We start from the raw sequence: 25,982 nt of genomic DNA, 5'->3' as shown, positions 1-25,982 counted from the left end.
TCGCTGACATGGCAGGCACCAGCACGCACACCGTGACGAACCAGCCACCACCGCTGGTCGGATACGACCTCTTCACCGCCGACCGGGCCCTTTGCGAGGCGGTCGAGCGGCACACCGGTCCCGACCTCTTCGACGAGGTGCGCGACGAGCTGTCCGGGCTCGGCAAGACCTCCGGCTCGGCGCAGGTGCAGGAATGGGCGGTACTGGCCAACGACAACCCGCCCAGACTGCGCACCCACGACCGCTACGGCCACCGCGTCGACGAGGTCGAGTTCCACCCGGCCTGGCACCGGCTGCTCGGCAAGGGCGTCTCGGCCGGGCTGACCACCGCCTGGGTGCGCCCGGCCGGGCACGTGCGGCGGGCGGCCGGGTTCCTCATGTGGTCCCAGGTCGAGGCCGGCAACGGCTGTCCGCTGTCCATGACCCACGCGGCGGTGCCCGCGCTGCGCACCGACCCGGAACTCGCCGCCGAGTGGGAGCCGCGGCTGACGTCCACGATCTACGACCGCGAGCTCAGGCCCGCCCGTCTCAAGGCCGGGGTGCTCTTCGGGATGGGCATGACCGAGAAGCAGGGCGGCAGCGACGTACGGGCCAACACCACGACCGCGACGCCGCTGGCCGAGGACGGCACGTACGCGCTCACCGGCCACAAGTGGTTCTGCTCGGCCCCGATGTCGGACGGGTTCCTGGTGCTCGCCCAGGCCCCGGGCGGGCTCACCTGCTTCCTGGTGCCCCGGGTCCTGGCGGACGGCACGCGCAACGTCTTTCTCATCCAGCGGCTCAAGAACAAGCTGGGCAACCGGTCGAACGCCTCCAGCGAGGTCGAGTTCGACGGAACCTGGGCGCGCCGGGTCGGCGAGGAGGGGCGCGGGGTGCGGGCCATCATCGAGATGGTCGCCGCGACCCGGCTGGACTGCGTGCTCGGCTCGGCCGGGCTGATGCGGCAGGCGGTGGCGCAGGCCGTGCACCACTGCACCCACCGGGAGGCCTTCGGCGGCAAGCTGATCGACAAGCCGCTGATGCGCAACGTGCTGGCCGACCTCGCGCTGGAGTCGGAGGCCGCGACCACGCTGGCGCTGCGGCTCGCCGCCGCCTACGACGACGGAGGCGAGCAGGAGCGGGCGCTGCTGCGCCTGGCGGTGCCGGCGGCGAAGTACTGGGTGACCAAGCGGTGTACGCCGGTGGCGGTGGAGGCCGCCGAGTGCCTGGGCGGCAACGGCTACGTCGAGGAGTGGGGCATGCCCCGGCTGGTGCGTGAGTCGCCGCTCAACTCCATCTGGGAGGGCGCGGGCAACGTGCAGGCGCTGGACGTGCTGCGGGCGCTGCAGCGCGAGCCGGGGGCGCTGGACGCCTACCTGATCGAGGTCGGCCGGGCGCGCGGCGCCGACCACCGGCTGGACGCGGCGGTGAAGAACCTGCTGGCCGAACTCGGCGAGCTGGAGGGCGTGGAGGGGCGCGCCCGGCGGCTCGTGGAACGGCTGGCGCTGGTCCTGCAGGGTTCGCTGCTGGTGCGGTTCGCGCCACCGGAGGTCGCCGACGCGTTCTGCGCATCCCGGCTGGGCGGCGACTGGGGTTCGGCCTTCGGCACGCTGCCGTACGGGCTGAATCTGGCCTCCGTGGTGGAGCGGGCCCGCCCGGAGTCCTGAGGGCGTGCCGTCCCACCCCGCCGCCCCGGGCTCACCCGTGCTGATGACGCGCCGCGGCCGTCCACCGGCCTGATCCGCCCCAGAGGCGCCCGGCGCGGGGGTGGTGCTGCGCCGACACGGCACCACCCCCGCTCACGGCCCGTTGCAGGCCACGGCGCCGCCCGGGGCGGCGCTGCTCAAGTTTCGGCCACCGCGCGGCCGTCCACCAGGGTTGCAAGGGGTTGCAACTTGGCCTCGGCTCTGCACGGACCGTGTGCCCGCGAAGCGTCCCAACGGGCACTATGAGACCGACAGTCGGACCGGAGGCCAGCCCCGGACCGCTTGACAACCGCTTGCTGGTGCATCCCCCGGGAGGATCTCCGTGGCCGACTCGCCGATGAACGTGGCGCGACTCGCCGCCATGGACGTGTCGCGGGCGGCACGGGTGCTCAGCGAGGTGCGCGCGGCCACGCTCGCCGGGCGGCGGACGCCCCTCGCGCCGCGCCCGGTGATCGAGCAGTCCTGGGGGCGCATGCTGCGGGTCGGGGTCGACCCCGACCGCGGCTCCCGCCCCGGGCTGCTGTCCCTCGAGGAAGTACGGCGCAGACGGGAGGAGTCGCCGCTCAGGCACGTCCTGCCGGTATTGCGGCAGGGGCTGTTGTCGGTCGCGGACGTCGCCCGGCACATCATGGTGGTCGCGGACGCCGACAGCCGGGTGCTGTGGCGCGAGGGCAGTCCGGCGGTGCTGCGCAATGCCGACGGTCTGGGGCTGGACGTGGGCGCCGACTGGCGGGAGGACGTCGTCGGCACCAACGGCGTGGGGACCTCGGTGGTGGTGCGCCGGCCGGTCCAGGTCTTCGCCGGTGAGCACTTCGTCCACGCGCACACCTCCTGGACGTGCACCGGCGCCCCGGTCACCGACCCCCGGGACGGCCGGCTGCTCGGCGTGGTGGACGTCAGCGGCCCGCTGGAGACCATGCACCCCGCGACGCTGGCCTGGGTGGACTCGGTGGCCAAGCTCGCCGAGGCCCGCCTGCGGGAGCTGCACATGACGTCGCTGGAGCGGCTGCGCGCCGAGGCGGCGCCGGTGCTGGCCCGGGTCGGCGGGCGGGCGCTGGTGGCGGACCGGGACGGCTGGACCGCCGCGGTCACGGGGATGCCGTACACCCCGCGCGCCGGACTGCCCACGGCGCTGTCGGCGGGCCGGCGGTGGCTGCCCGCGCTCGGCCTGTGCTCGGTGGAGCCGCTGGCCGGGGGCTGGCTGGTGCGCGCGGCCGACGAGCCGCCGCCGGGCTCCGCCCGGATCGTGCTGGACCTCGCCCAGCCGCGCCGCTGGACGGTCACCGTCTCCGGCGGGGCGGGCTCCTGGTCCCGGGAACTGAGCCCCCGGCACGCCGAGTTGCTCTATCTGCTGGCCGTGCACCGCACCGGCCGCAGCGCGGCGGGCCTGGCCGGGGACCTGTTCGGCGACCCCTCGCGCACGGTGACGGTGCGGGCCGAGATGTCCCGGGTACGGCGGTACCTCGGGGCGTTCCTGCAACATCGGCCGTATCGTTTCCGCGAGGAGGCGGAGGTCGAGGTGCTGCTGCCCGGGGACGCGCGCGAACTGCTGCCGCACTCGACGGCACCGGCGGTGATCGAGAGCCGGACATCGCCGCCCGTGCTCTGAAAAGAGGCGAACTTTGCCACATTCGGCATATTCGGCACTTCCGAAGGTACATCTTCCGCATATTTGCGGGGTCTTCGCCATGCGCCGCCCGCAACTGCCGTAGCATCCCCTACGGGCTGCTCCTCGGTCAACGTACGGACCACCAGGCGCAGTTGGCCCGCCTCGGGAGGAGACATGAAACAACGCGGCAGACACCGTCGGCGCCGGCGGGGCGCGGCGCTGCGCGCGGTCCTGGCCGGGACCGCCCTCGCGCTCACCGCGGCCGCCACCCTGATCAGCGCCTCGCAGGCCACGGGCACCGGCGACCCGGGCGCCCTGAAGCCGCTGACCTCCTCCGCCGGGACCGGCGAACTGCGACTTCAGGAACAGCTGGTGCCGGCCGGCTCGCTCGACCGGCTGACCAAGGCGATGGGCCGTCCCGTCGGGGTCGGCGCCGTCCTCGAGAGCGCCGACCGCACCCTGCGCGAAGGGGCCGGCTGCACCTCCGGGGAACGCGGGTCGCTGCCGGTCGCCCCGGCGGCCACGCGCGCGTACTGCTGGGACCCCGCCGACACCGCCACCACCGACTGGCGGCCGGCGTCGGTGACCACGTCCGGCGACGCGGACGACGACGGCCTGTGGGGCGCCAACCGCGTGATCCTCGCGGGCTGGACGCACAGCGCGACGACCGGGCCCGCCGCCGAGCGCGGCCTGGCCCGGGTCGCCTTCGTCGACGCGAACGACCCCCGCCACCTGGCCTACCGCTGGGTGCTGCTGGTGGTCCCGGTCGACGGCGGCCGCGACTACCGGGGCCTGGTCTCGCACGTCTCCGGGATGGTCTGGTACCAGGACAAGCTGCTCGTCACGACCGACTCCGGTGCCGCCGAGGCGCTCTACGTGTACGACCTGAACCGGGTCCAGCGCACCACCGTCGACGGCCCGGCGGTCGGCCGGGTGCCGGGCGGCTGGTCGGCGGACGGCTACGACTACGTGCTGCCGGCCGTGGGCGCGTACCGCTTCCCCGCCGGAGACTGCGCCACCGCGGAAGGCGGCACCCCGTGCCCGGGCAGCATCTCCCTGGACCGGGGAACGGCGCCCGACAGCCTCGTGGTCAGCGAATCGACCCCCGCGGGCAGCGACCGCCATGCCCGCCTGTGGCGGTACGCCCTCAGCGCCGACCCGGCGCGCGGCGGCCTGCTCGCCACGGACGCGGCGGGCCGGGTGGACGCCGTCGAGGCCTACCGGACGAAGGCGGCCGGCATCCGGGGCGTGCTGTCCTACCGCCCGGCCGGCGCGGCACGCGCCACCTGGTACCTCGGGCACCCGCCCGGCAACGTGGAGGGCCACGGCACGCTGTGGCGCCAGGACGCCAAGGGCGCGAAGGCGGCACGCTGCGGCTCGGACGCGACGCGCCGCTGCTGGGCGGCGGGCGCCGGATCCCTGTCCTACTGGCAGGAGACCGGCGAGGTGTGGTCGGTCACGGACCGCATGCTGTTCTCCGTACCCCTGGCCTCGATCGACAGTTCCCTGGGGTAGATGATTCCCTGGCCCCCGTCACGGTCACCACCTGGTCCCTGGAGCAGACGTCCCCGGCCGACCTCCTCCCGGCCGCCGCCCCCGACGGCGACGTCCGCATCGTCCGCTCCGAGGTCCCCTCCCCCGAGTTCAGCCGGTTCCTGTACGCCTCGGTCGGCGGCGACATCCGCTGGACCGACCGGCTCTCCTGGACCTACGCCCGGTGGCAGGAGTACCTGGACCGGCCGGGCGTGGAGACGTGGGTGGCGTACGACCGGGGCACGCCGGCCGGTTACGTGGAGCTGGACCCGCAGGACGAGGGTGTCGTGGAGATCGCCTACTTCGGCCTGCTCCCCGCCTTCCGCGGCCGGCGCATCGGCGGTCACCTGCTGGCCCAGGGCACGGCCCGGGCGTGGGACCTCACCGACCGGTGGCCCGGGCGGGCGCCGACGAAGCGGGTGTGGCTGCACACGTGCAGCAAGGACGGCGAGTTCGCCATGGACAACTACCTGCGGCGCGGTTTCCGGCTCTTCGACACGAAGGTGGAGCAGGAGCGGGAGGCCGCGGCGCCAGGGCCCTGGCCGGGGGCGTGGCGGTAAGCGCCTACCGTGCATGACCCAGATCACAGTGTCCACCATTCGGGACATGCGTGTCCAGAATACGGATGACGGTGGACTGGCCAGAGATCCCCATGACACGCTTTCGTCATGTCTGGAACTGGGATTGCCTTGGTGAGTCGGCGGCACGTCGACCTCGGCCGCATGTCCAGCGCCATCTGTCGCGCCTGCTGAGAGCCCAGCTACGCCGACATTCCTGACTTACCTCTCCTCCTGCGCAATGACGCGCAGGTATGCCCGAATGCGCCCATACGCGCTGGTCAGAGCCGCTTTCCGCCTGTCCCGAAGGACGTAACAACCATGGCCGCCACCCCACAGAACCCTGCCGCCTCCGCGCCCCGTCGCAAGGTGAGCCGTCATCGCGGTGAGGGTCAGTGGGCCGTGGGTCACTTCACCCCGCTCAACGGCAACGAACAGTTCAAGAAGGACGACGACGGTCTCAACGTGCGGACACGCATTGAGACGATCTACTCCAAGCGCGGCTTCGACTCGATCGACCCCAACGACCTGCGCGGGCGTATGCGCTGGTGGGGGCTGTACACCCAGCGCAAGCCCGGGATCGACGGCGGCAAGACCGCGATCCTGGAGCCGGAGGAGCTGGACGACGAGTACTTCATGCTCCGGGTGCGGATCGACGGCGGGCGGCTGACCACTCAGCAGCTGCGGGTGATCGGCGAGATTTCGCAGGAGTTCGCGCGCGGGACCGCCGACATCACCGACCGGCAGAACGTCCAGTACCACTGGATCCGGGTCGAGGACGTGCCGGAGATCTGGGAGCGGCTGGAGGCCGTCGGGCTGTCCACGGTGACCGCCTGCGGTGACACGCCCCGCGTGATGATCGGCTCCCCGGTCGCGGGCATCGCCGAGGACGAGATCGTCGACGGCACCCCGGCGCTGGAGGAGATGAAGCGCCGTGTCCTGAACAACAAGGCGTACTCGAACCTCCCCCGCAAGTTCAAGACCGCCATCTCGGGCTCGCCGCTGCTGGACGTGGTGCACGAGATCAACGACGTGGCGTTCGTCGGCGTCCGGCACCCCGAGCACGGGCCGGGCTTCGACGTGTGGGTCGGCGGCGGCCTGTCGACCAACCCCAAGCTGGGTGTGCGGCTGGGCGCGTGGGTGCCGGTCGACGAGGTGCCGGACGTCTACGAGGGCGTGCTGTCGATCTTCCGTGACTACGGGTACCGGCGGCTCCGTACGCGGGCCCGTCTGAAGTTCCTGGTCGCCGACTGGGGCGCGGAGAAGTTCCGGCAGGTGCTTCAGGACGAGTACCTGAAGCGCAAGCTCGTCGACGGCCCGGCTCCGGAGCAGCCGGTCCAGCAGTGGCGCGACCACGTCGGCGTGCACCGCCAGAAGGACGGCCGGTTCTACGTCGGTTTCGCCCCGCGGGTCGGCCGCGTCGACGGCACCACCCTGACGAAGATCGCCGACTTGGCGGAGGCGCACGGCTCGGGCCGGGTCCGTACCACCGTCGAGCAGAAGATGATCATCCTCGATGTCGAGGAGGGGCAGGTCGACTCGCTGGTCGAGGCCCTGGAGGCGCTGGACCTGACCGCCAAGCCGTCCCCGTTCCGGCGCGGCACCATGGCCTGCACCGGCATCGAGTACTGCAAGCTCGCCATCGTCGAGACCAAGCAGCGCGGTTCCCAGCTCATCGACGAACTGGAGCGCCGGATCCCGGACTTCGACGAGCCGATCACCATCAACCTCAACGGCTGCCCGAACGCCTGCGCCCGTATCCAGGTGGCGGACATCGGTCTCAAGGGCCAGCTGGTCCTGAACGACAAGGGCGAGCAGGTCGAGGGCTTCCAGGTGCACCTGGGCGGGGCCCTCGGACTGGACGCCGGCTTCGGCCGCAAGGTGCGCGGTCTGAAGGTCACCGCGGAGGAGCTTCCCGACTACGTCGAGCGCGTGCTCAAGCGGTTCCAGGCCGAGCGCGAGGACGGCGAGCGGTTCGCCACCTGGGCCGCCCGGGCTTCCGAGGAGGCCCTGTCGTGAGCGAGCGGGCCGCCCCCTTCTACTGCCCCTACTGCGGTGACGAGGACCTGCGTCCGAGCGAGCAGGGTCACGGCGCCTGGGAATGCGCGGCGTGCAACCGCGCATTCCAGTTGAAGTTCCTCGGGCTGCTCGCCCGGGGGCTTCAGCGAGCCGACAACGGAGGGGATGACCGGATATGACGACGGCTCAGGAAGAACGTACGGCCGACGAGCTGAGGACGCTCGCCGAGCAGGCGGGCCGTGACCTGGAGGACGCCTCCGCGCTGGAGATCCTGCAGTGGGCGGTGGACACCTTCGGCAAGGGCTTCTGTGTGACGTCCTCGATGGAGGACGCGGTGGTCGCCCACCTGGCGTCCCGCGTCCAGAAGGGCGTCGACGTCGTGTTCCTCGACACCGGCTACCACTTCCCGGAGACCATCGGCACCCGCGACGCGGTCGAGGCCGTGATGGACGTCAACGTCATCACGCTCACCCCGAAGCAGACGGTCGCCGAGCAGGACGCCGAGTACGGCCCCGGGCTGCACGACCGCGACCCCGACCTGTGCTGCAAGCTCCGCAAGGTCCAGCCTCTGGAGGAGGGCCTCAAGGGCTACCAGGCCTGGGCGACCGGCCTGCGCCGCGACGAGTCCCCGACCCGGGCGAACACCCCGGTGGTCGGCTGGGACGAGAAGCGCCGGAAGGTCAAGGTCTCCCCGATCGCCCGCTGGACGCAGGACGACGTGGACGCCTACGTCGCCGAACACGGCGTACTGACCAACCCGCTGCTGATGGACGGCTACCCCTCCATCGGCTGCGCCCCCTGCACCCGCAGGGTCCTCGAGGGCGAGGACGCGCGCGCCGGCCGCTGGGCGGGCCGCGCCAAGACCGAGTGCGGGCTGCACGGCTGACATGACGACGATTCAGGAGACACACGTGACGACCGGAGCCACCGTCTGGCTCACGGGTCTGCCGAGTGCCGGCAAGACCACCATCGCGTACGAGCTGGCCGGCCGGCTGCGCGAGGAAGGCCACCTCGTCGAGGTGCTCGACGGCGACGAGATCCGCGAGTTCATCTCGGCGGGCCTCGGCTTCAGCCGCGAGGACCGGCACACCAACGTGCAGCGCATCGGCTTCGTCGCCGAGCTGCTCGCCCGTAACGGCGTCAAGGCGCTGGTGCCGGTGATCGCGCCGTACGCGGACAGCCGGGACGCGGTGCGCAAGCGGCACCAGGAGAACGGCACGGCCTACCTGGAGGTGCACGTGGCGACCCCGGTCGAGGTGTGCTCCGTACGTGACGTGAAGGGGTTGTACGCCAAGCAGGCGGCGGGCGAGCTGTCGGGGCTCACGGGGGTCGACGACCCGTACGAGGAGCCCGAGTCGCCCGACCTGCGGATCGAGTCGCAGCACCAGAGCGTGCCGGAGTCCGCGGCGTCGGTGTACGCCCTGCTCAGCGAAAGGGGACTGGCATGACGACCGTCGCCAAGGCCGACGAGGGCACCGGCACTCCGTACGCCCTCTCCCACCTGGACGCCCTCGAGTCCGAGGCCGTGCACATCTTCCGCGAGGTGGCGGGTGAGTTCGAGAACCCGGTGATCCTGTTCTCCGGGGGCAAGGACTCCATCGTCATGCTGCATCTGGCGCTGAAGGCGTTCGCCCCCGCGGCGATCCCCTTCTCGCTGCTGCACGTCGACACGGGACACAACTTCCCCGAGGTCCTGGAGTACCGGGACCGTGTGGTCGCCGCACACGGGCTGCGCCTCCATGTGGCCTCCGTACAGGACTACATCGACCGCGGTGTGCTGAAGGAACGTCCCGACGGCACCCGCAACCCGCTGCAGACCCTTCCGCTGACCGAGAAGATCCAGAGCGAGAAGTTCGACGCGGTCTTCGGCGGCGGGCGCCGCGACGAGGAGAAGGCGCGCGCGAAGGAGCGGGTGTTCTCGCTGCGCGACGAGTTCTCCCAGTGGGACCCGCGCCGGCAGCGGCCCGAGCTGTGGAACCTGTACAACGGCCGCCACGCCCCCGGCGAACACGTCCGCGTCTTCCCGCTCAGCAACTGGACCGAGCTGGACGTCTGGCAGTACATCGCCCGCGAGGGCATCGAGCTGCCGGAGATCTACTTCGCGCACGAGCGCGAGGTGTTCCAGCGGGGCGGCATGTGGCTGACGGCCGGTGAGTGGGGCGGCCCGAAGGGGCACGAGGTCGTCGAGAAGCGCCTCGTGCGCTACCGGACCGTCGGTGACATGTCCTGCACGGGCGCCGTCGACTCCGACGCGACCACGCTGGACGCCGTCATCGCCGAGATCGCCGCGTCCCGTCTCACCGAGCGCGGCGCCACCCGCGCCGACGACAAGCTGTCCGAGGCCGCGATGGAAGACCGCAAGCGCGAGGGGTACTTCTAAGCATGACCACCACGACGACCGAGGAACTCTCGGCCACCACCCTGCTGCGGTTCGCCACCGCGGGCTCCGTCGACGACGGCAAGTCCACCCTGGTGGGCCGCCTGCTGCACGACTCCAAGTCGATCCTCACCGACCAGCTGGAGGCCGTCGAGCGCGCCTCCGCGAGCCGGGGTCAGGAAGGTCCCGACCTGGCGCTCCTCACGGACGGCCTGCGCGCCGAGCGGGAGCAGGGCATCACCATCGACGTGGCCTACCGCTACTTCGCCACGCCCCGCCGCCGGTTCATCCTGGCCGACACCCCCGGCCACGTGCAGTACACGCGGAACATGGTCACCGGGGCCTCCACCGCCGAGCTGACGGTGATCCTGGTCGACGCCCGCAACGGCGTCGTCGAGCAGACCCGCCGGCACGCCGCGATCGCGGCGCTGCTGCGGGTCCCGCACGTGGTCCTGGCGGTCAACAAGATGGACCTGGTCGAGTACCGGGAGTCCGTCTTCGCCGCGATCGCCGAGGAGTTCACGGCGTACGCGACCGAACTGGGCGTCCCCGAGGTCACCGCGATCCCGATCTCGGCGCTCGCCGGCGACAACGTGGTGGAGCCGTCCGCCACCATGGACTGGTACGGCGGCCCGACGGTCCTGGAGCACCTGGAGACCGTCCCGGTCAGCCACGACCTGGCGCACTGCCACGCCCGCCTGCCCGTGCAGTACGTGATCCGGCCGCAGACCGCCGAGCACCCGGACTACCGGGGCTACGCGGGCCAGATCGCGGCCGGGACGTTCCGGGTCGGCGAGCAGGTCACGGTCCTGCCCTCCGGTCGTTCGACGAAGATCTCCGGCATCGACCTCCTCGGCGAGCCGGTCGACGTCGCGTGGACCACGCAGTCGGTGACCCTCCTGCTGGAGGACGACATCGACATCTCGCGCGGCGACCTGATCGTACCCAGCAAGGACGCCCCGCCGACCACGCAGGACATCGAGGCGACCGTCTGCCACGTCGCCGACGCACCTCTGACCGTCGGCCACCGGGTGCTGCTCCGGCACGGCACCCGCACGGTCAAGGCGATCGTCAAGGACATCCCGTCCCGGCTCACGCTCGACGACCTGTCCCTGCACCCGCACCCGGGGCAGCTCGTCGCCAACGACATCGGCCGGGTGAAGATCCGCACCGCCGAGCCGCTGCCGGTCGACTCCTACGCCGACTCGCGGCGCACGGGCTCCTTCATCCTGATCGACCCCAGCGACGGCACCACGCTCACCGCGGGCATGGTCGGCGAGTCGTTCGCGTCCCCGGAACCGGTCAAGGACGACTCCGAAGACGACGGCTGGGACTTCTGAGCATGACGACCACCGACTTCTACTCGACGTTCGCGAAAGAGGGCGGCCGTGTCGGCAGCGGCGCCCTCGGCAGCGGCCAGGGCGGAGTGGCGCGATGTGTGCGATGACGTACGCGCACTGCCTGCGCGCCCCGTCCCCCCACCCGACGTCCCGGATGCGACGAAGACCCTTTGCCGAACTCCCGGCCACGACCTGAGACATCGTGACCGCCGGGCCAACGAGAGGAACACCTCCCGTGCCTGCCAAATCCGCACTCCGCCGCAGCCTCGCGGTCATAGCCGCCCTCCCTCTTCTCGCTCTCGCCGCCTGCGGCTACGGCTCCGAGGCCAAGGACGACGGCACCGCCAAGGTCGCCGCCGGGGCGAAGAAGATCGACGGCCTCGGCTCCGTCAAGATCGGCTACTTCGGCAACCTGACCCACGCGACCGCGCTCGTCGGCCGTGAGCAGGGCCTCTTCCAGAAGGAACTGGGCGCCACCAAGGCCTCCTACGCCACCTTCAACGCCGGCCCCTCGGAGATCGAGGCGCTCAATTCCGGCTCCATCGACATCGGCTGGATCGGCCCGTCCCCGGCCATCAACGGCTACACCAAGTCGGACGGCAAGAGCCTGAAGATCATCGGCGGTTCGGCGTCCGGCGGCGTGAAGCTGGTCGTGAACCCGAAGAAGATCAAGTCCCTGAAGGACGTCAAGGGCAAGAAGATCGCGACGCCTCAGCTGGGCAACACGCAGGACGTGGCGTTCCTCAACTGGATCGCCGACCAGGGCTGGAAGGTCGACGCGCAGAGCGGCAAGGGCGACGTCACGGTCGTCCGCAGCGACAACAAGGTGACCCCGGACGCCTTCAAGGCCGGGTCCGTGGACGGCGCGTGGGTGCCCGAGCCGACCGCGTCGAAGCTGGTCGCCGAGGGCGGCAGGACGATCCTCGACGAGTCCACGCTGTGGCCCGGCAAGAAGTTCGTGATCACGAACATCATCGTGCGGCAGGCCTTCCTCAAGGAGCACCCGAAGGCGGTCGAGGCCGTGCTGAAGGCCTCGGTCGCGGCCAACCAGTGGATCAACGCCAACCCGGACCGGGCGAAGGCCGCGGCGAACAAGCAGCTCGAGGCGGACTCGGGCAAGGCGCTCCCGGCGGACGTCCTGGATCCTGCCTGGAAGTCGATCCAGTTCACCGACGACCCGCTGGCCGCCACCCTCAGCACCGAGGCGGAGCACGCGGTCAAGGCCGGCCTGCTGGAGAAGCCCGATCTGAAGGGCATCTACGACCTCACCCTCCTCAACAAGGTTCTCAAGGCCGACGGCGCCGGCACGGTCGACGCCGCCGGCCTCGGCACCAGCTGACGTACGACCCCGATGAGTTCCCAGGAGGTGACGACCATGGCCACGATCCTCGCCAAGGCCGACGAGTCCGTCGGTTACGCGGCACGCCTCGAGCACGTATCGAAGTCCTTCGCGACACCGAGCGGGCAGCAGCTCGTCCTGGACGACATCAGCCTCGATGTCGCGCCCGGCGAGTTCGTCACCCTCCTGGGGGCGTCGGGCTGCGGCAAGTCCACGCTGCTGAACCTGGTGGCGGGCCTTGACCGGCCCACCGCCGGTGGCATCACCACGGACGGCCGCCCGGCCCTGATGTTCCAGGAGCACGCCCTCTTCCCGTGGCTGACCGCGGGCAAGAACATCGAACTGGCCCTGAAGCTCCGGGGGGTTGCGAAGCCCGACCGGCGCGGCAAGGCCGAGGAGCTGCTCGAACTGGTCCGGCTGAAGGGCGCGTACGGCAAGCGCGTCCACGAACTGTCGGGCGGTATGCGGCAGCGCGTGGCGATGGCCCGGGCGCTGGCGCAGGAGAGCAGTCTGCTGCTGATGGACGAGCCGTTCGCGGCCCTGGACGCCATCACGCGGGACCTGCTGCACGACGAGCTGACCCGGATCTGGGAGGAGACGGGGCTGTCGGTGCTGTTCGTCACGCACAACGTGCGCGAGGCGGTGCGGCTCGCCCAGCGCGTGATCCTGCTGTCCTCCCGTCCGGGCCGGATCGCGCGTGAGTGGACGGTCGACATCGCGCAGCCGCGCCGCATCGAGGACGCGCCCGTGGCCGAACTGTCCCTTGAGATCACCGATGTACTGCGTGGGGAGATCCGCCGTCATGGCCAGCACTGAGACGACACCGGTCAAGGACTCGGGGAGCGTCGAGGCGGGCCTGGACGCCCTCGAGACGACGGCCACCGGGCGCCCGCCGTTCAAGAGGACCCTCGTCGACAAGATCCTGCCTCCGATCATCGCGGTCGCCGTGGTGCTGGTGGTCTGGCAGGGTCTGATCTCGCTGAAGATCGTCGACAACCCCACCAAGCTGCCTTCGCCGTCGGCGGTGGCGCAGGCGTTCCGGAACGACTGGCTGAAGGGCGAGCTGGTCGGCTACATCTGGACCAGCGTGTCCCGCGGTCTGCTGGGCTTCTTCTTCGCGCTGCTGATCGGCACCCCGCTGGGTCTGGTGGTGGCGCGGGTGAAGTTCGTGCGCGCGGCCATCGGCCCGATCCTGTCCGGGCTCCAGTCGCTGCCGTCGGTGGCGTGGGTACCGCCGGCGGTGATCTGGCTGGGTCTGAACAACTCGATGATGTACGCGGTGATCCTGCTCGGCGCGGTCCCGTCCATCGCCAACGGCCTGGTCTCCGGCGTCGATCAGGTGCCGCCGCTGTTCCTGCGGGCGGGCCGCACCATGGGGGCGACCGGCCTGAAGGGCACCTGGCACGTCACCCTGCCCGCCGCGCTGCCCGGCTATGTGGCGGGCATGAAGCAGGGCTGGGCGTTCTCGTGGCGCTCGCTGATGGCCGCGGAGATCATCGCGTACTTCCCCGACCTGGGGGTGGGCCTCGGCCAGTTGCTGGAGAACGCCCGTACCGCCAGCGACATGGCCATGGTGTTCGAGGCCATCCTGCTCATCCTGTTCGTCGGCATCGCCATCGACCTGCTGATCTTCAGCCCGCTGGAGCGGTGGGTGCTGCGCAGCCGCGGCCTGCTGGTGAAGAGCTGAACCGCCATGCGTGATCCGGTCCTTCTCGTCATCGCCCACGGCAGCCGCGACCCGCGGCACGCCCAGGCCGTGCACGCCCTGGTGCGGCGGGTACGGTCGCTGCGGCCGGGCGTGCGGGTGGAGACCGGGTTCCTGGACTTCAACGTGCCTTCCGTGCAGGGCGTGTTGGAGTCCCTGGCGGCGGAGGGCGTCCGTGACGTGGTGGCGCTGCCCCTCCTGCTGACCCGCGCGTTCCATGCGAAGGCGGACATCCCGGCGGTCCTGCGGGACGCGCCGCCGCGGCTGCGGATCCGGCAGGCGGAGGTGCTGGGCCCCTCACCGCTGCTGCTGTCGGCGCTGGAACGCCGGCTGTACGAGGCGGGGTTGGCGCCCGCCGACAAGTCCTCGACCGGGGTCGTCCTGGCCTCGGCGGGGTCCACCGACCCGGAGGCGATCGCAGTGATCGCTGACATCGCGCGGGAGTGGCGGCACACCGGTTGGTGCGCCGTGCGGCCTGCGTTCGCCTCCGCATCCCTTCCGCGCACCGAGGACGCGGTGCGCGAACTGCGCGCCCTGGGCTGCGCGAAGGTCGCCGTCGCCCCCTACGTCCTGGCCCCCGGCTTCCTGCCGGACCGTATCGCCCGGGGCGCGGCCGGCGCGGACGTCCTGGCCGACGTGCTCGGCCCGGCGCCGGAGGTGGCGCGGGTACTGCTGGAGCGGTACGACGCGGCACGGGTGCCGGTGCTGTCCGCGGTGGGTGCCTGACGGCGGCACGGCCGTGAGTGGTGCGGTCGCCCGCGGCCGGCGCTCCCCTGTGACGCCGGTTCGCGGACGACCGCGAGCCGGTGCACGGCATCCGGCTCTCTCCCGAACCTTCTTGCCGTGCCCGGCTCTTAGTTCTGCGTCTCGTGCGCCGGATGTGTCACAGCGGCCGGGCGCTACGAAGAGCGCGTGGTCGCGGTCACCGTGGCCGCGGGCCCGGTGCCCGCCGCCGTTACGGAAGGTCACCCTTCCTCAGCGGTCATCTCCACGAGTCTGACGACCGTGTTCCAGTTCCGGGTGGTGGCGGTCAGCCCCTTGAGGATGCGCGGCCTGGCCAGGTGCTCGGCGAGCTTGGAGCGGCCCAGTCCGTCGGGGGCGTACAGGTACAGGGCGCGGTCGCCGAGGCGGAACTCCTCGGGGAGGTAGGCGGCCCGGTCGAGCTGCGCGAAGCGGGCCTCCTCGACGGGCGCGGAGAAGTACGTGACGTGGAGCTGTCTGGCCGCCAGGTCCGCGGCCGGGAAGGGGCAGGCCTCGGCGACCGCCTTCAGATAGGCGTGGTCGCGCACGATTACGTCGACGGCGAAGCCGAACCGCTCCTCGATGACCTGCCCGAGCTCCGCGGCCAGGGACTCCTCGTCGCCGTGGCCGGTGGTGAAAACGGCCTGGCCGCTCTGCAGGTAGGTGCGTACGCCGTCATGGCCGAGGTCCGCCATGACCTGCCGCAGTCCGGCCATCGGGAGCTTTTTGCCGCCGCCCACGTTGATTCCGCGCAGCAGCGCCGCATACGTCGTCATCCGGCCACCATAGAGCGGCCGTCGTGCCCCGTGGGGGTGGGCACGACGGCCGCGCCCGTGGCCGGGCTGCGCGAAACTCTGGCCGATCCGGCCGGAACGGATCAACCTCTGCACGCACCTGTGACTTGTTCAACAAGCTTGCGTCATCACAAAGTGGATCTCTGCCGACGGAACGGACACCCCCGGTCACCACCCCGAGAAGCGCAGATAGATGTAAGGGGCCGTTGTCCTCCCCAGCGGTGAGAGGACATCGTCGTACCTCACCGGGCAGCACGACGAGATGTCCTTATCCCGCCCATACCTTCGTAAGGAACGCACGGACGAAGAAAAAACAAGGGGGAGAGCCCGTCATGGGGAACGGAGACACGCGGGTGCGGGGCCTGGCCGCCCGCGCCGGCGGCTGGAGCGCCCGGCACCGCTGGGCGGCCGTCGGCATATGGGTGCTGTTCGTGGTCCTGGCGATGGGGCTCGGTTCGGCGGCGGGCCGGGTCGATGTCGACGAGAGCGACCAGCTCAAGGGGGAGACGCACACCGCCGCCCGGATCATCAAGGACGCCGGGATCGAGGAGCCCGCCAGTGAGACGGTCCTGATTCAGGCCAAGGACGGCAAGGTCGAGGCGACGGACGCGGAGTTCCGTGCCGCCGTCGCCGACGTGGTCAAGGCCGTGGACGCGACCGGCCGGGTCACGGACGTGACATCGCCGTACGACACCCGGACCATCTCCAAGGACGGCCGCAGCGCGCTGGTCCAGTTCGACATGCGCGGCGACTCCGACACCGCCGGTGACCGGGTGGAGCCCGTCATGAAGGCCGTCGAGGGCGTCCAGAAGGACCACGGCTCGCTGCGGATCGAGGAGATCGGCGGCGCCAGCATGATGAAGACGTTCAGCGACGCGTTCGGGGACGACTTCCAGAAGGCCGAGTACTCGGCGGTGCCGGTGGCCCTCGGCATTCTGCTCATCGCCTTCGGCGCGCTGGTCGCGGCGCTGCTGCCGGTGGCCCTGGCGATCACCGCGATCATGGCGACGATGGGGCTGATGGGCCTGGTCAGCCATGTGCAGGCGATGAACGACACCGCCAACTCCGTGATGCTGCTGGTCGGCATGGCGGTCGGCGTCGACTACTGCCTGTTCTACCTGCGCCGTGAGCGCGAGGAGCGCGCCGCGGGCCGGGACGCGCAGACGGCCCTCGGGATCGCCGCCGCGACCAGCGGGCGGGCGATCGTCGTCTCCGGTGTCACGGTGTGCGTGGCGATGGCGGGCATGCTGTTCACCGGTCTCGCCACCTTCGAGGCGATGGGCCTGGCCTCGCTGATGGTCGTCGCGGTGGCGATGGTCGGATCGGTGACCGTGCTGCCCGCGCTGCTCTCGCTGCTGGGCGAGCGGGTGGAGAAGGGGCGCATCCCGTTCCTGGGCCGGCGTCGCCGGAACGGCAAGGGCAACGGGGAGAGCCGGTTCTGGACCGCGGTCCTGCGGGGCGTGCTGGCCAAGCCCGTCGTCTCCGTCGTGGTCGCGGCGGGCGCACTGCTGGCGATCGCCGCTCCCGCGCTGGGCATGAAGACCCAGAACCTCACCCTGGACCAGGAGTTCGGCGACTCGCTGCCCATCGTGCAGACGTACAACCGGGTCAACGACGCCTTCCCGGGCGGCTCGGAGCCGGCCGAGGTGATCGTCAAGGCGAAGGACATCAACGCACCCGAGGTGAAGGACGCGCTCGCGCAGTTCAAGGACCGGGCGATCGGTTCGGGCGCCTCGCGCGGCCCGGTCGAGATCAAGCTGCACGACGCGCAGAACGTCGCCTTCGTCTACGTCCCGCTGGTCGGCGGCTCCGACCAGGACAAGGCGGGAGCGAACCTGGAGAAGCTGCGCGACGAGGTGCGGCCCGCCACGCTCGGCAAGGTGGACGGCGTCGAGGCGCCGATCACCGGACAGGTCGCGGGCAACCACGACTTCAACGACCAGCTGGTCGGCTCCGTCGTCCCGGTCTTCGCGTTCGTGGTCGTCTTCGCCTTCCTGCTGATGCTGCTGTCGTTCCGCTCGCTGACCGTGGCGATCACCTCGATCCTGCTCAACCTGCTGTCGGTGGGCGCGGCGTACGGCATCCTCGTCGCCGTTTTCCAGCACGGCTGGGGCGCCTCGCTGGTGGGCGCGGAGGGCGTCGGCGCGATCGTCACCTGGCTGCCGCTGTTCCTCTTCGTGATCCTGTTCGGCCTGTCCATGGACTACCACGTGTTCGTGGTCTCCCGGATCCGTGAGGCGCGACTGCGCGGACGTACGACGACGGACGCGATCCAGCACGGCGTGGTCACCACGGCCGGGGTCGTCACCAGCGCCGCCGTCATCATGGTCGCCGTGTTCGCGATCTTCGGGACGCTGTCCATGCAGTCCATGAAGCAGATGGGTGTGGGCCTCGCCGCCGCCGTGCTGATCGACGCGACGATCATCCGCGGTGTGCTGCTGCCGGCCGTGATGGCGCTGCTCGGTGAGCGCAACTGGTACCTGCCGAAGTGGCTGAACCGGCTGCCGGACCTCACCCACGACGAGTCGCCGGAGGCGGTGGCGGCTCCCGTGCGGGACGAGGGCGAGCGACTGACTGTCTGATTCCGCCCGTTGACCGTGGGCCCGTTGGTTTCCGGGGGAACCAACGGGCCCACTCCGTCCTCCAGGTCTCCATACACGTCTCGTTCAATCGAATTGCGGGCTCAGCGCTGATACCGGGCCAGCACCAGATTCCCGTCCTTCTCCAGGCGGTGACGCAGTTCACCGAGTCCGATCGCTCCGCTGTAGTACTCCTGGAAGGCGGGGGTCGCCACCTTGTCCTTCCACTCCGGGTAGCCGCGGACGGACTGGGCGGGCGCCGGGCTGAGGTGGGCGGCCAGGGCGGTGCCGGTGGCCCAGCCGTTCTTCGCGGTGTGCAGGGCGGGGTCGGCGAGGGCCTGGGTGCCGGTGGGCAGCATCCAGTCCCCCAGGGCCAGCCGGACCATGTTCTTCGGCCGGAGCAGGAAGTCGATGAACGCGGCGGCCTCCTTCTTGTGGGGGCTGTCGGCGGCTATGGACAGCGTCTGCGGGCTGACGCCCTGGGTGAGCCCGTCCGCGCCCGCGGGGGCGGGCAGCACCTGCCAGGCGAAGCCCTTCGGGGCCTGCTGGGCGATCTGCTGCCGGTAGGAGAAGCCCAGCGGGATCATGGCGTACGTGCCGCCGAAGAAGCCGGGCAGCGTGTCCGAGCCGCCGCTGCCCAGTGTCGAGGCGGGCGCGCTGCGGTCGACGGCGACCTGGTCGTGGAGGGTGCGCGGCACCACCTGGTCGGCGGCCTCGAAGCGGACGGTCACCTTGCCGTCGGCGTCCCGGTGGAAGAGCCGGCCGCCCGCCGACAGCGACAGGTTGAGAGTGGCGGAGACGGGTTCCTTCAGCGGCCAGGCGACGCCGTACGTGCCGTGCCCGCTGAGCCTCTTCGTCACCTGACGGAACTCGGCCCAGCTCCAGGGCCGTTCGGGCGTCGGTATCCGCACGCCGGACCGCTTCAGCCGGGCCGTGCTGGCGATCAGCACCCGGGGCTCCTGCAGGAACGGCACGCCATAGATCCCGTCGCCGAAGGTCGCCGTCTCCCAACTGCGCTGCGGGATGTCCGACTTCAGGCGCTGCGGCAGCAGGCCGGTCAGGTCGGCGAGGCAGCCGCCGTAGGCGAAGTCCGCGAGGTCGTCGGAGGCGTCGTGGATGACGTCCGGGGCCTCGCCGCCCTCGAAAGAGGTGAGCAGCTGGTCGTGGACGCTGTCCCAGCTGCCCTGGACGTACTCGACGCGGACGTCCGGGTGGGCCGCGTTCCACTCCTTCACCAGCTCCTTGTTGGCGGCTACGGACTCCTGCTGCCAGGCCAGGGACTGGAAGCGGAGGGTGATCCGGCCGTCGGTGTCCGTGCCGCCCGAGGAGCAGCCCGCCAGCAGCAGGAGGAGGGTGACGAGGGCGGTGGCGACTCTGGTGCGCATCAGCTCTTCACCGCCCCGGCGAGCATGCCGCCCGTGATGCGGTGCTGGACGATGGCGAAGACGACCAGCGAGGGCAGCGTGGCGAGGAAGGCGGCGGCCGCCAGCGGGCCGAGGTCCGCGACGCCGCCGGCGCCGATGAAGTGCGTGAGCACGACGGGCAGTGTCTGCTTCTGAGGCGTCTTCAGCAGCACCAGCGCGAAGAAGAACTCGTTCCACGCGGTGACGAACGCGAACAGTCCCGTCGCCACGATCCCCGGCGCGAGCAGCGGCGCCGTCACCGACACCAGCGTCCGAAGCCGCCCCGCCCCGTCGACCGCCGCGGCCTCCTCCAGCTCGGCCGGCACCGCCCGGACGTACCCGACGAGCATCCACAGCGCGAACGGCAGCGCCCACACGACGTACACCAGGACCAGACCGGGCACGGAGTCGATCAGCCGCAGGTTCTTCAGCACCAGGAACAGCGGGATGATCACCAGCACGAACGGGAACGCCTGGCTGACCACCACCCACCCGCTCGCGGCCCGGGAGAGCAGGGTGCGGCGCCGGGCCATGACGTACGCCATCGGGGTGGCCACCAGGACGGCGACCACCGCGGCCCCGGCCGCCGCGAGGAGGGAGTTGAGGGCGGCGTGCGGCAGTGGCTGTTCGTCGAAGGCCTGCCGGAAGTTGGCCAGGGTCGGGTCCCGCGGAATCCAGGCGGGGTGCGGGCTGCCCAGCTCACGCGGGGACTTGAACGCGGTGGAGACCAGCCACAGGAAGGGGAAGGCGAGGAAGACGAGATACGCCAGCAGGGCGGCGTACTGGCCCACGCGGGCGCCGGTACGGGTCCTCACGCGTCCTCGCCTCCCCGCAGCCGGCCCACCAGGAAGACGGCGAGGAGTACCGCTATCACCGCCACCATCGCGCATCCCATCGCCGCCGCGTAGCCGAACTGGCCGTAGCGGAAGGCCTCTTCGTAGGCGAACAGCATCGGCAGCCGCGTCTTGCCGCCGGGACCGCCGGTGGTCAGCACGTAGACCAGGGCGAAGGAGTTGAAGTTCCAGATCAGGTTGAGCGCGGTGACGGCGAGCGCGACCGGTCTGAGGGCGGGCCAGGTGACCGTGCGGAACCGGCGCCAGGCGCCGGCGCCGTCCACCGCCGCCGCCTCGTGCAGTTCGCGCGGGGTGTTCTGCAGCCCGGCGAGCAGCGCCACCGTCGTCTGCGGCATCCCGGCCCACACCCCGACGACGATCACGGCGGGCAGGGCACTGCCCAGGCCGCCGAGCCAGTCCCGCCCGTCGCCGAGGCCGAGGTCGCGCAGGGTCTCGTTGAGGACGCCCGCGTCCGGGTTGTAGACGAGCCGCCACATGATGCCGACCACGACCTCGGGCATGGCCCAGGGGACGATCGCCAGGGCGCGGGCCAGCCAGCGCAGCCGTAACTCCTGGTTCAGCAGGAGGGCGAGGCCCAGCGCCAGCAGGAACTGCGGCACGGTCACCCCGACCGCCCACACCAGCCCGATCCGGAAGGACTCCCAGAACAGCGTGTCGTGCAGCAGGTCCCGGAAGTTGAGGGCACCGATCCACCGCGTGGGCGCGGTGCGGCCCGACTGGGCGTCGGTGAACGCCAGCAGGATGCCGTACAGCAGCGGTCCGACGCTCAGGACGAGGATGGGGATCAGGGCGGGCAGGACGAGGAACCAGGCGCCGCGATCGGAGGCGCGACGCGGCGACCGCCCGGCCTCCACCACCAATGTCACGGAATCAGCCCCTTTGCGCGACCCGGTTGGCGTGTTCATGGTCGTGAAGGCGCGGTATTCCGTCAAGGGAGCACGCACATGGTCCGACCTGTGTGAATGCGAGACTGGTCAGGACCGGGACAGGGCACGGAGGCGGACGATGGACGAGGCACGGGCGCGCAACGTACTGGCCGCGGCAGGGGTGCTGCCGGATCCGGCACGGGACGCGCGGCTCCTCGCCCTGGGCGAGAACGCGGTGTTCGCCGCCGGTGACCTGGTCGTCAAGGTGGGCCGCGACGCCGAACTGCTGGGCCGGGCTCGGCGCGAGCTGGACATCGCGGCCTGGCTGGCCGAGGCGGGCGTGCCGGCGGTGCGGGCGGCCGGGCCGAAGGCCCTGCTGGTGGAGGGGCACCCGGTGACCGTGTGGCACCGGCTGCCCGATCCCGTACGGCCGGCCGAGCCACGGGATCTGGCCGGACTGCTCCGGGTCGTGCACGCACTGCCCTCCCCCTCCTTCACCCTTCCGCCGCGCGATCTGCTGGGCGGTGTGGAGCGCTGGCTGCGTCTCGGGGGCGACGCGATCGACCCGGCGGACGCGGCGTACCTGCGTGAGCGGCGGGACGGCTTCGCGGCGGCGGCGGCCGCGCTGACGCCCCGTCTGACGCCGGGGCCGATCCACGGCGACGCACTGCCCCGCAATGTGCACGTCGGCCCCGACGGCCCGGTCCTGGTCGATCTGGAGACCTTCTCCGCCGACCTGCGCGAGCACGACCTGGTGGTCATGGCCCTCGCCCGCGACCGCTACGGCCTGCCCGCCGAGGCCTACGACTCCTTCACGGACGCCTACGGCTGGGACGTGCGGGAGTGGGAGGGATGCTCGGTGCTGCGCGGCGCCCGCGAGACGGCCGGCTGCGCGTGGGTGGCGCAGCACGCGCCGGCCAACCCCAAGGCGCTGGCCGAGTTCCGGCGCCGGGTGGCGTCGCTGCGGGACGGGGACGGGACGGTGCGCTGGTATCCGTTCTGACCGGCCCGGACCGACGTGCCCGGGGTCAGACCTTCTCGTCCGCCGGCTCGCGCAGCGGCCAGGTCCCGTCGACCACCGCCGTCGCGTCGCCCTTGCCGCGCAGGAAGTTCTGGAAGTCCGCCGCCCAGGCCGCGTACCACTCGATCTGGCGCTGGTGCAGCAGCGCCGGTCCGAGGACCGCGATCTTCGGGTGGCGGTCGGCTATCGCCGAGGCCAGGCGGGCCGCGGCGAGGGCGTCGGCGGTGGCGTCGTGGGCGGAGTCGAGCACGACGCCGTACTCCGCGCAGACCGCTTCGAGGTTGCGCTTGCCACGGCGGTAGCGGTCGACCTGGCGGTCGATGGTGTACGGGTCGATCACCGGGGCGGGGTCGAGTCCGCCGAGGCGGTCGGAGAGCGAGGGCAGGCCGTACCGCCGCAGTTCGGCGGAGAGCAGGGTGAGGTCGAAGGCCGCGTTGTAGGCGACGACCGGCACGCCCGTCTTCCAGTAGGCCGCGAGGACGCTTGCGATGGCGTCCGCGACCCGGTCGGCCGGCGCGCCCTCGGCCGCCGCGCGTTCGTTGCTGATGCCATGCACCGCCACCGCGTCGGCCGGGATCTGCACGCCCGGGTCCGCCAGCCACTCCCGGCGCCCTATCGGCTGTCCGGCCCTGACCTCGATCACGGCTCCCGTGACGATGCGCGCCTCGCGCGGATCCGTCCCGGTCGTCTCCAGGTCGAAGCCGATCAGCAGCTCCCGGTGCCAGCCCATGGGCGGCCCCCCTTCTTGGTGGTGCTTTCCCCCGGTGATCTCTCAGTGACTCCACCCTCGCACGCGCCACTGACAATCCGAGGTCCGCGTTCCGCTTGCCCCCTGCAGCAGTTCAGGACACCGGTCGCGAATCCGCCCAAGCCAGCTCGAATTCCTCGCGGTATGTCGCGAAAAGTCCGCCTTCGCCCACATCGTCCGACTTGACCAGGCGGTTGCCGTTGCGCAGGACCAGCACCGGCGACTCCATGCCCCGTGCCCCGCGCAGATAGGACTGCACCACGGCGATGCCGTCGGCACCGTCGCCGTCCACGAGGTAGGCGGTGAAGCGCGGAGTCTCGTCGTAGACCTGGATGGCGAAGGCGTCCGGATCGCGCAGCCGGGAGCGCACCCGGCGCATGTGCAGGATGTTCATCTCGACGGAGCGGCTCAGTTCGCCCCGTTTCATCCCGAGTTCGCGCTCGCGCCGCTTCACCGCGCTGGAGGCCGGGTTGAGGAAGAGCAGCCGTACCCGGCAGCCGGTCTCGGCCAGGCGCACCAGCCGCCGTCCGGAGAAGTTCTGCACGAGCAGGTTGAGGCCGATGCCGATGGCGTCGAGGCGGCGGGCGCCGCCGAAGAGGTCCTCGGCGGGGAACCGGCGCATGAGCCGCACCCGGTCGGAGTGCACGGCCACCACGTCCGCGTACCGGTCGCCCACCAGGTCCTCGACCGCGTCCACGGGCAGCCGGCGCGCGGACGGTACGTCGCCGCCCGCGCCGAGCATCTCGAGGAGCCGGGCCGAGGCCCGCTCGGCCTGGCTCAGGACGGCCTCGGACAGGGCCCGGTTGCGGGAGACGACGTTGCGGGTGACCTCGAGCTCGTCCAGGGCGAGTTCGACGTCCCGCCGCTCGTCGAAGTACGGCTCGAAGCACGGCCAGTGCTGCACCATCAGTTCGCGCAGTTGGGGCAGCGTGAGGAAGCTGAGCACGTTGTCGTCGGCCGGGTCGAGCAGGTAGCCCTTGCGGCGGCTGACCTCGCGCACGGCGACCGCGCGCTGCACCCACTCCTGTCCGGCGGGGCCGGCCGCGGCGACCACCCAGTCGTCGCCGTGGACGGGTTCGTAGATGGGCCGCAGGACGGCGGCCACGACCGCGCGCAGCCGCTGTTCGACGAGGTTCAGCCAGATGTAGGCCCGGCCGGCCCGCTGGGCGCGGGTGCGGACCTCGCGCCAGGCGTCGGCGTCCCAGTCCAGTTCCGGCCCGATGGAACCCGCCGCGTCCATCGGCCGCGCCAGGGACACCGCGCCGGGCGGGACGTCCGTGGAGTTCCCCTCGTGACCCTCGTCACCAGGGGGCAGCTCCAGCCCTCCCGAGCCCACCCGTGCACCGCCTTCCGCTCCCCCGAGCTCTCCCCGTCCCAACGATCAAGGAAGGGTACTCCGCAAGCGGTCGGCGGTGCAGCCGGATGGACAGGTCGTTTCTCAACTACGCGGCCGCCAGTGCCCGTTCTGCCACGCAAGCTCGTCCGGAGTGAGCGGATTCATAGCCGTGACGTCGCGCGGGGCGATGGCGAATCCCTGCCAGTGGACCGGCATGGGCTGCTGGTCCTCGTCCCGGGCGATGTGGTGGAAGCCCACGTTCATCCAGACGACCGGGTGCGTGAGTGCCTGGCCGTTGACCCACTTGTCGACGGACTTGCCCGCTCCGGCGGGGCAGTTGCCCGGGTTGTTGCTGGCGAACCGCTCGCACTTGTTGTACTCGGTGAAGTACACGTCGTGCTTGGTGAAACTGCGTCCCGGGTACCTCGTGGTGGGGCCGGGGACGATCTCGTACGAGCGCGCGTGCCCGTCCTTGTTCTTGCCGGTCGCGCTGACCACGCGCCACCAGCGGTAGGTCTTGGCGTCGCCCGCGAGTTCCTTGGTGACCTTGGTGCGGGTGGTCTTGTTGGTCGGGGCCTCCTGGCCGTGAGCGGGCGCGCTGACGGCCGAGTCGTACTGCTCGACCTTCGTCCTGGAGGAACCGTCGAGGCCGAAGTCCAGCCGCCAGAAGACGTTGTGGCTGTGGCTGGTGGCATAGGCCTTGGCCCCCTTGCCGATGGGCCAGCCGCGGCCGTCGCCGGCGTCGTAGTCGCCGTAGGAGAGGCTGCCGGTGGCGCCGACGTTCATGTTGACCGTGCCGTCGTCCTGGAAGCGCCACTCGGTCATGTACTCGTACCAGCCGACCTGGTTGACCGTGTAGACGAGCAGGTCCTTGCCCTGGGCCTGGAAGACCTTGTTCGCGGTGTCGCCCTGCATGCGGTAGGCGTGGCCGCGGGAGCGGGTGGTGGTGCACAGGCCGTTGACGTTCGGGTGCTGCGGGTCCCAGGCGTCCGGCACCTTGACGCTCTTGATGGTGCCGCCGGGGCACTCGCCCGGCGCCAGGTTGACCAGGCCCTGGGCGAAGCCGAAGCCCGTCAGGTCGTCGTACTCGACGCTGCCGTCGTCGTAGGGGACGTCGATCTGGGCGAGCCGGGCGCTGTTGAGGACCTTGATCGGCTTTGTCTCGCCCTTGGGCTGGTAGGAGACGTTCTCCAGGACGAGCCCGGCCTTGCTGTCGTAGCGCCAGCACATCCGCCACGTGGTGCCGCTGGAGAGCTTCTGCTCGATCTTGTAGGCGGCGCTGCAGTCGGCTGCCGCAGCGGCGGCGGTCTTCGGCTGGGCGACGGCCGGCCCCGCGCCGGCCGTGGCACCGGCGGCCAGCGCGGCCACCGTGAGGCCGACGGCGGCCCGCGTGCGGGCACCGCTGATTCTGTTGACGCGCATGAAGAGATGACTCCCTTGCAGGAGGTGCAGGTTTGAAAAGTGAACGGACAGCGT

Annotated in this window: 24 protein-coding genes; 17 read left to right on the top strand and 7 right to left on the bottom strand. The window is 71.2% G+C overall.

Going from position 1 to position 25,982, the window contains the following annotated elements; all coding sequences use genetic code 11:
- Window positions 1-8: 8 nt before the first annotated feature.
- The 15 genes from ACIBBH_RS23325 to ACIBBH_RS23255 all read left to right on the top strand — a co-directional run bounded on the left by ACIBBH_RS23325 (window position 9) and on the right by ACIBBH_RS23255 (window position 14,890).
- A complete protein-coding gene (locus ACIBBH_RS23325) occupies window positions 9-1,646 on the top strand; it encodes an acyl-CoA dehydrogenase family protein (RefSeq protein WP_399407519.1) in 1,638 nt (545 codons plus the stop codon).
- Between the two features lie 376 nt (window positions 1,647-2,022).
- On the top strand, window positions 2,023-3,294 hold the full coding sequence (locus ACIBBH_RS23320; protein ID WP_399407612.1) for a GAF domain-containing protein: 1,272 nt from the start codon (window positions 2,023-2,025) through the stop codon (window positions 3,292-3,294).
- A 174-nt stretch (window positions 3,295-3,468) separates the two neighbouring features.
- The gene (locus ACIBBH_RS23315) at window positions 3,469-4,809 is read left to right on the top strand and encodes a hypothetical protein (protein ID WP_399407517.1); all 1,341 of its coding nucleotides are present in this window, start codon (window positions 3,469-3,471) and stop codon (window positions 4,807-4,809) included.
- An 8-nt stretch (window positions 4,810-4,817) separates the two neighbouring features.
- Window positions 4,818-5,387 (top strand): GNAT family N-acetyltransferase, encoded by a 570-nt coding sequence (locus ACIBBH_RS23310; protein WP_399407610.1) that lies wholly within the window; start codon window positions 4,818-4,820, stop codon window positions 5,385-5,387.
- 108 nt (window positions 5,388-5,495) lie between these two features.
- Window positions 5,496-5,579, top strand: coding sequence for a putative leader peptide (locus tag ACIBBH_RS23305; RefSeq protein ID WP_399407608.1), 84 nt, complete (start codon window positions 5,496-5,498; stop codon window positions 5,577-5,579).
- 126 nt (window positions 5,580-5,705) lie between these two features.
- Entirely contained in the window at window positions 5,706-7,403 is a 1,698-nt protein-coding gene (locus ACIBBH_RS23300; RefSeq protein ID WP_399407515.1) for a nitrite/sulfite reductase, read from the top strand.
- The gene (locus tag ACIBBH_RS23295) at window positions 7,400-7,582 is read left to right on the top strand and encodes a hypothetical protein (RefSeq protein ID WP_392067192.1); all 183 of its coding nucleotides are present in this window, start codon (window positions 7,400-7,402) and stop codon (window positions 7,580-7,582) included. The genes ACIBBH_RS23300 and ACIBBH_RS23295 overlap by 4 nt, the downstream gene beginning before the upstream one ends.
- Window positions 7,579-8,289 (top strand): phosphoadenylyl-sulfate reductase, encoded by a 711-nt coding sequence (locus tag ACIBBH_RS23290; protein ID WP_399407513.1) that lies wholly within the window; start codon window positions 7,579-7,581, stop codon window positions 8,287-8,289. The genes ACIBBH_RS23295 and ACIBBH_RS23290 overlap by 4 nt, the downstream gene beginning before the upstream one ends.
- Before the next feature lie 25 nt (window positions 8,290-8,314).
- Window positions 8,315-8,851, top strand: a complete 537-nt coding sequence (cysC, locus tag ACIBBH_RS23285; RefSeq protein WP_388795332.1) for an adenylyl-sulfate kinase — start codon at window positions 8,315-8,317, stop codon at window positions 8,849-8,851.
- Complete coding sequence (cysD, locus tag ACIBBH_RS23280; RefSeq protein ID WP_399407511.1) at window positions 8,848-9,783, top strand: sulfate adenylyltransferase subunit CysD; 936 nt, start codon at window positions 8,848-8,850, stop codon at window positions 9,781-9,783. The genes cysC and cysD overlap by 4 nt, the downstream gene beginning before the upstream one ends.
- A 2-nt stretch (window positions 9,784-9,785) precedes the next feature.
- Window positions 9,786-11,120, top strand: a complete 1,335-nt coding sequence (locus tag ACIBBH_RS23275; RefSeq protein WP_399407509.1) for a sulfate adenylyltransferase subunit 1 — start codon at window positions 9,786-9,788, stop codon at window positions 11,118-11,120.
- A 235-nt stretch (window positions 11,121-11,355) separates the two neighbouring features.
- Entirely contained in the window at window positions 11,356-12,459 is a 1,104-nt protein-coding gene (locus ACIBBH_RS23270) for an aliphatic sulfonate ABC transporter substrate-binding protein (protein ID WP_399407507.1), read from the top strand.
- 12 nt (window positions 12,460-12,471) lie between these two features.
- A complete protein-coding gene (locus ACIBBH_RS23265) occupies window positions 12,472-13,275 on the top strand; it encodes an ABC transporter ATP-binding protein (RefSeq protein ID WP_399407505.1) in 804 nt (267 codons plus the stop codon).
- Window positions 13,262-14,146 (top strand): ABC transporter permease, encoded by an 885-nt coding sequence (locus ACIBBH_RS23260; RefSeq protein ID WP_399407504.1) that lies wholly within the window; start codon window positions 13,262-13,264, stop codon window positions 14,144-14,146. Before ACIBBH_RS23265 ends, ACIBBH_RS23260 begins: the two co-directional genes overlap by 14 nt.
- A 6-nt stretch (window positions 14,147-14,152) precedes the next feature.
- Window positions 14,153-14,890, top strand: coding sequence for a sirohydrochlorin chelatase (locus tag ACIBBH_RS23255; protein ID WP_399407502.1), 738 nt, complete (start codon window positions 14,153-14,155; stop codon window positions 14,888-14,890).
- A 239-nt stretch (window positions 14,891-15,129) separates the two neighbouring features.
- Here ACIBBH_RS23255 and ACIBBH_RS23250 read toward each other — a convergent pair whose 3' ends face one another.
- Window positions 15,130-15,681: a DUF1697 domain-containing protein gene (locus ACIBBH_RS23250; protein ID WP_399407500.1), complete on the bottom strand. Its 552-nt coding sequence runs from the start codon at window positions 15,679-15,681 to the stop codon at window positions 15,130-15,132.
- 350 nt (window positions 15,682-16,031) lie between these two features.
- Here ACIBBH_RS23250 and ACIBBH_RS23245 point away from each other — a divergent pair, with 350 nt between their 5' ends.
- On the top strand, window positions 16,032-18,281 hold the full coding sequence (locus ACIBBH_RS23245; RefSeq protein WP_399407498.1) for an MMPL family transporter: 2,250 nt from the start codon (window positions 16,032-16,034) through the stop codon (window positions 18,279-18,281).
- A 101-nt stretch (window positions 18,282-18,382) separates the two neighbouring features.
- On the opposite strand, the gene ACIBBH_RS23240 is transcribed toward ACIBBH_RS23245, so the two are convergent.
- The 3 genes from ACIBBH_RS23240 to ACIBBH_RS23230 are packed head-to-tail and all read right to left on the bottom strand — an operon-like array spanning window position 18,383 to window position 21,440.
- The gene (locus tag ACIBBH_RS23240) at window positions 18,383-19,663 is read right to left on the bottom strand and encodes an ABC transporter substrate-binding protein (RefSeq protein WP_399407496.1); all 1,281 of its coding nucleotides are present in this window, start codon (window positions 19,661-19,663) and stop codon (window positions 18,383-18,385) included.
- Window positions 19,663-20,496, bottom strand: coding sequence for a carbohydrate ABC transporter permease (locus ACIBBH_RS23235; RefSeq protein WP_399407494.1), 834 nt, complete (start codon window positions 20,494-20,496; stop codon window positions 19,663-19,665). Before ACIBBH_RS23235 ends, ACIBBH_RS23240 begins: the two co-directional genes overlap by 1 nt.
- Complete coding sequence (locus ACIBBH_RS23230; protein ID WP_399407492.1) at window positions 20,493-21,440, bottom strand: carbohydrate ABC transporter permease; 948 nt, start codon at window positions 21,438-21,440, stop codon at window positions 20,493-20,495. Before ACIBBH_RS23230 ends, ACIBBH_RS23235 begins: the two co-directional genes overlap by 4 nt.
- A gap of 100 nt (window positions 21,441-21,540) precedes the next feature.
- Between ACIBBH_RS23230 and ACIBBH_RS23225 the strand changes: the two genes are divergently transcribed.
- A complete protein-coding gene (locus ACIBBH_RS23225) occupies window positions 21,541-22,404 on the top strand; it encodes a phosphotransferase enzyme family protein (RefSeq protein ID WP_399407490.1) in 864 nt (287 codons plus the stop codon).
- 25 nt (window positions 22,405-22,429) lie between these two features.
- Here ACIBBH_RS23225 and ACIBBH_RS23220 read toward each other — a convergent pair whose 3' ends face one another.
- The 3 genes from ACIBBH_RS23220 to ACIBBH_RS23210 all read right to left on the bottom strand — a co-directional run bounded on the left by ACIBBH_RS23220 (window position 22,430) and on the right by ACIBBH_RS23210 (window position 25,928).
- Window positions 22,430-23,152, bottom strand: coding sequence for a 3'-5' exonuclease (locus tag ACIBBH_RS23220; protein WP_399407488.1), 723 nt, complete (start codon window positions 23,150-23,152; stop codon window positions 22,430-22,432).
- A gap of 112 nt (window positions 23,153-23,264) precedes the next feature.
- Complete coding sequence (locus ACIBBH_RS23215; RefSeq protein WP_399407486.1) at window positions 23,265-24,506, bottom strand: SAV2148 family HEPN domain-containing protein; 1,242 nt, start codon at window positions 24,504-24,506, stop codon at window positions 23,265-23,267.
- 102 nt (window positions 24,507-24,608) lie between these two features.
- On the bottom strand, window positions 24,609-25,928 hold the full coding sequence (locus ACIBBH_RS23210) for a copper amine oxidase (RefSeq protein WP_399407484.1): 1,320 nt from the start codon (window positions 25,926-25,928) through the stop codon (window positions 24,609-24,611).
- Window positions 25,929-25,982 lie beyond the last annotated feature (54 nt).

It is taken from the genome of Streptomyces sp. NPDC051636, assembly GCF_044453765.1.
Taxonomy (GTDB): Bacteria; Actinomycetota; Actinomycetes; order Streptomycetales; family Streptomycetaceae; genus Streptomyces.
Note: the sequence above shows the minus strand (reverse complement) of the source record. Positions and strands in the feature narration are given on the sequence as shown.

Coding starts and splice junctions, on each gene's coding strand:
- ACIBBH_RS23325 (WP_399407519.1), top strand. CDS start 9: ATGGCAGGCACCAGCACGCACACCGTGACGAACCAGCCACCACCGCTG.
- ACIBBH_RS23320 (WP_399407612.1), top strand. CDS start 2,023: ATGAACGTGGCGCGACTCGCCGCCATGGACGTGTCGCGGGCGGCACGG.
- ACIBBH_RS23315 (WP_399407517.1), top strand. CDS start 3,469: ATGAAACAACGCGGCAGACACCGTCGGCGCCGGCGGGGCGCGGCGCTG.
- ACIBBH_RS23305 (WP_399407608.1), top strand. CDS start 5,496: ATGTCTGGAACTGGGATTGCCTTGGTGAGTCGGCGGCACGTCGACCTC.
- ACIBBH_RS23300 (WP_399407515.1), top strand. CDS start 5,706: ATGGCCGCCACCCCACAGAACCCTGCCGCCTCCGCGCCCCGTCGCAAG.
- ACIBBH_RS23290 (WP_399407513.1), top strand. CDS start 7,579: ATGACGACGGCTCAGGAAGAACGTACGGCCGACGAGCTGAGGACGCTC.
- cysD (WP_399407511.1), top strand. CDS start 8,848: ATGACGACCGTCGCCAAGGCCGACGAGGGCACCGGCACTCCGTACGCC.
- ACIBBH_RS23275 (WP_399407509.1), top strand. CDS start 9,786: ATGACCACCACGACGACCGAGGAACTCTCGGCCACCACCCTGCTGCGG.
- ACIBBH_RS23265 (WP_399407505.1), top strand. CDS start 12,472: ATGAGTTCCCAGGAGGTGACGACCATGGCCACGATCCTCGCCAAGGCC.
- ACIBBH_RS23260 (WP_399407504.1), top strand. CDS start 13,262: ATGGCCAGCACTGAGACGACACCGGTCAAGGACTCGGGGAGCGTCGAG.
- ACIBBH_RS23255 (WP_399407502.1), top strand. CDS start 14,153: ATGCGTGATCCGGTCCTTCTCGTCATCGCCCACGGCAGCCGCGACCCG.
- ACIBBH_RS23250 (WP_399407500.1), bottom strand. CDS start 15,681: ATGACGACGTATGCGGCGCTGCTGCGCGGAATCAACGTGGGCGGCGGC.
- ACIBBH_RS23245 (WP_399407498.1), top strand. CDS start 16,032: ATGGGGAACGGAGACACGCGGGTGCGGGGCCTGGCCGCCCGCGCCGGC.
- ACIBBH_RS23240 (WP_399407496.1), bottom strand. CDS start 19,663: ATGCGCACCAGAGTCGCCACCGCCCTCGTCACCCTCCTCCTGCTGCTG.
- ACIBBH_RS23230 (WP_399407492.1), bottom strand. CDS start 21,440: ATGAACACGCCAACCGGGTCGCGCAAAGGGGCTGATTCCGTGACATTG.
- ACIBBH_RS23225 (WP_399407490.1), top strand. CDS start 21,541: ATGGACGAGGCACGGGCGCGCAACGTACTGGCCGCGGCAGGGGTGCTG.
- ACIBBH_RS23220 (WP_399407488.1), bottom strand. CDS start 23,152: ATGGGCTGGCACCGGGAGCTGCTGATCGGCTTCGACCTGGAGACGACC.
- ACIBBH_RS23210 (WP_399407484.1), bottom strand. CDS start 25,928: ATGCGCGTCAACAGAATCAGCGGTGCCCGCACGCGGGCCGCCGTCGGC.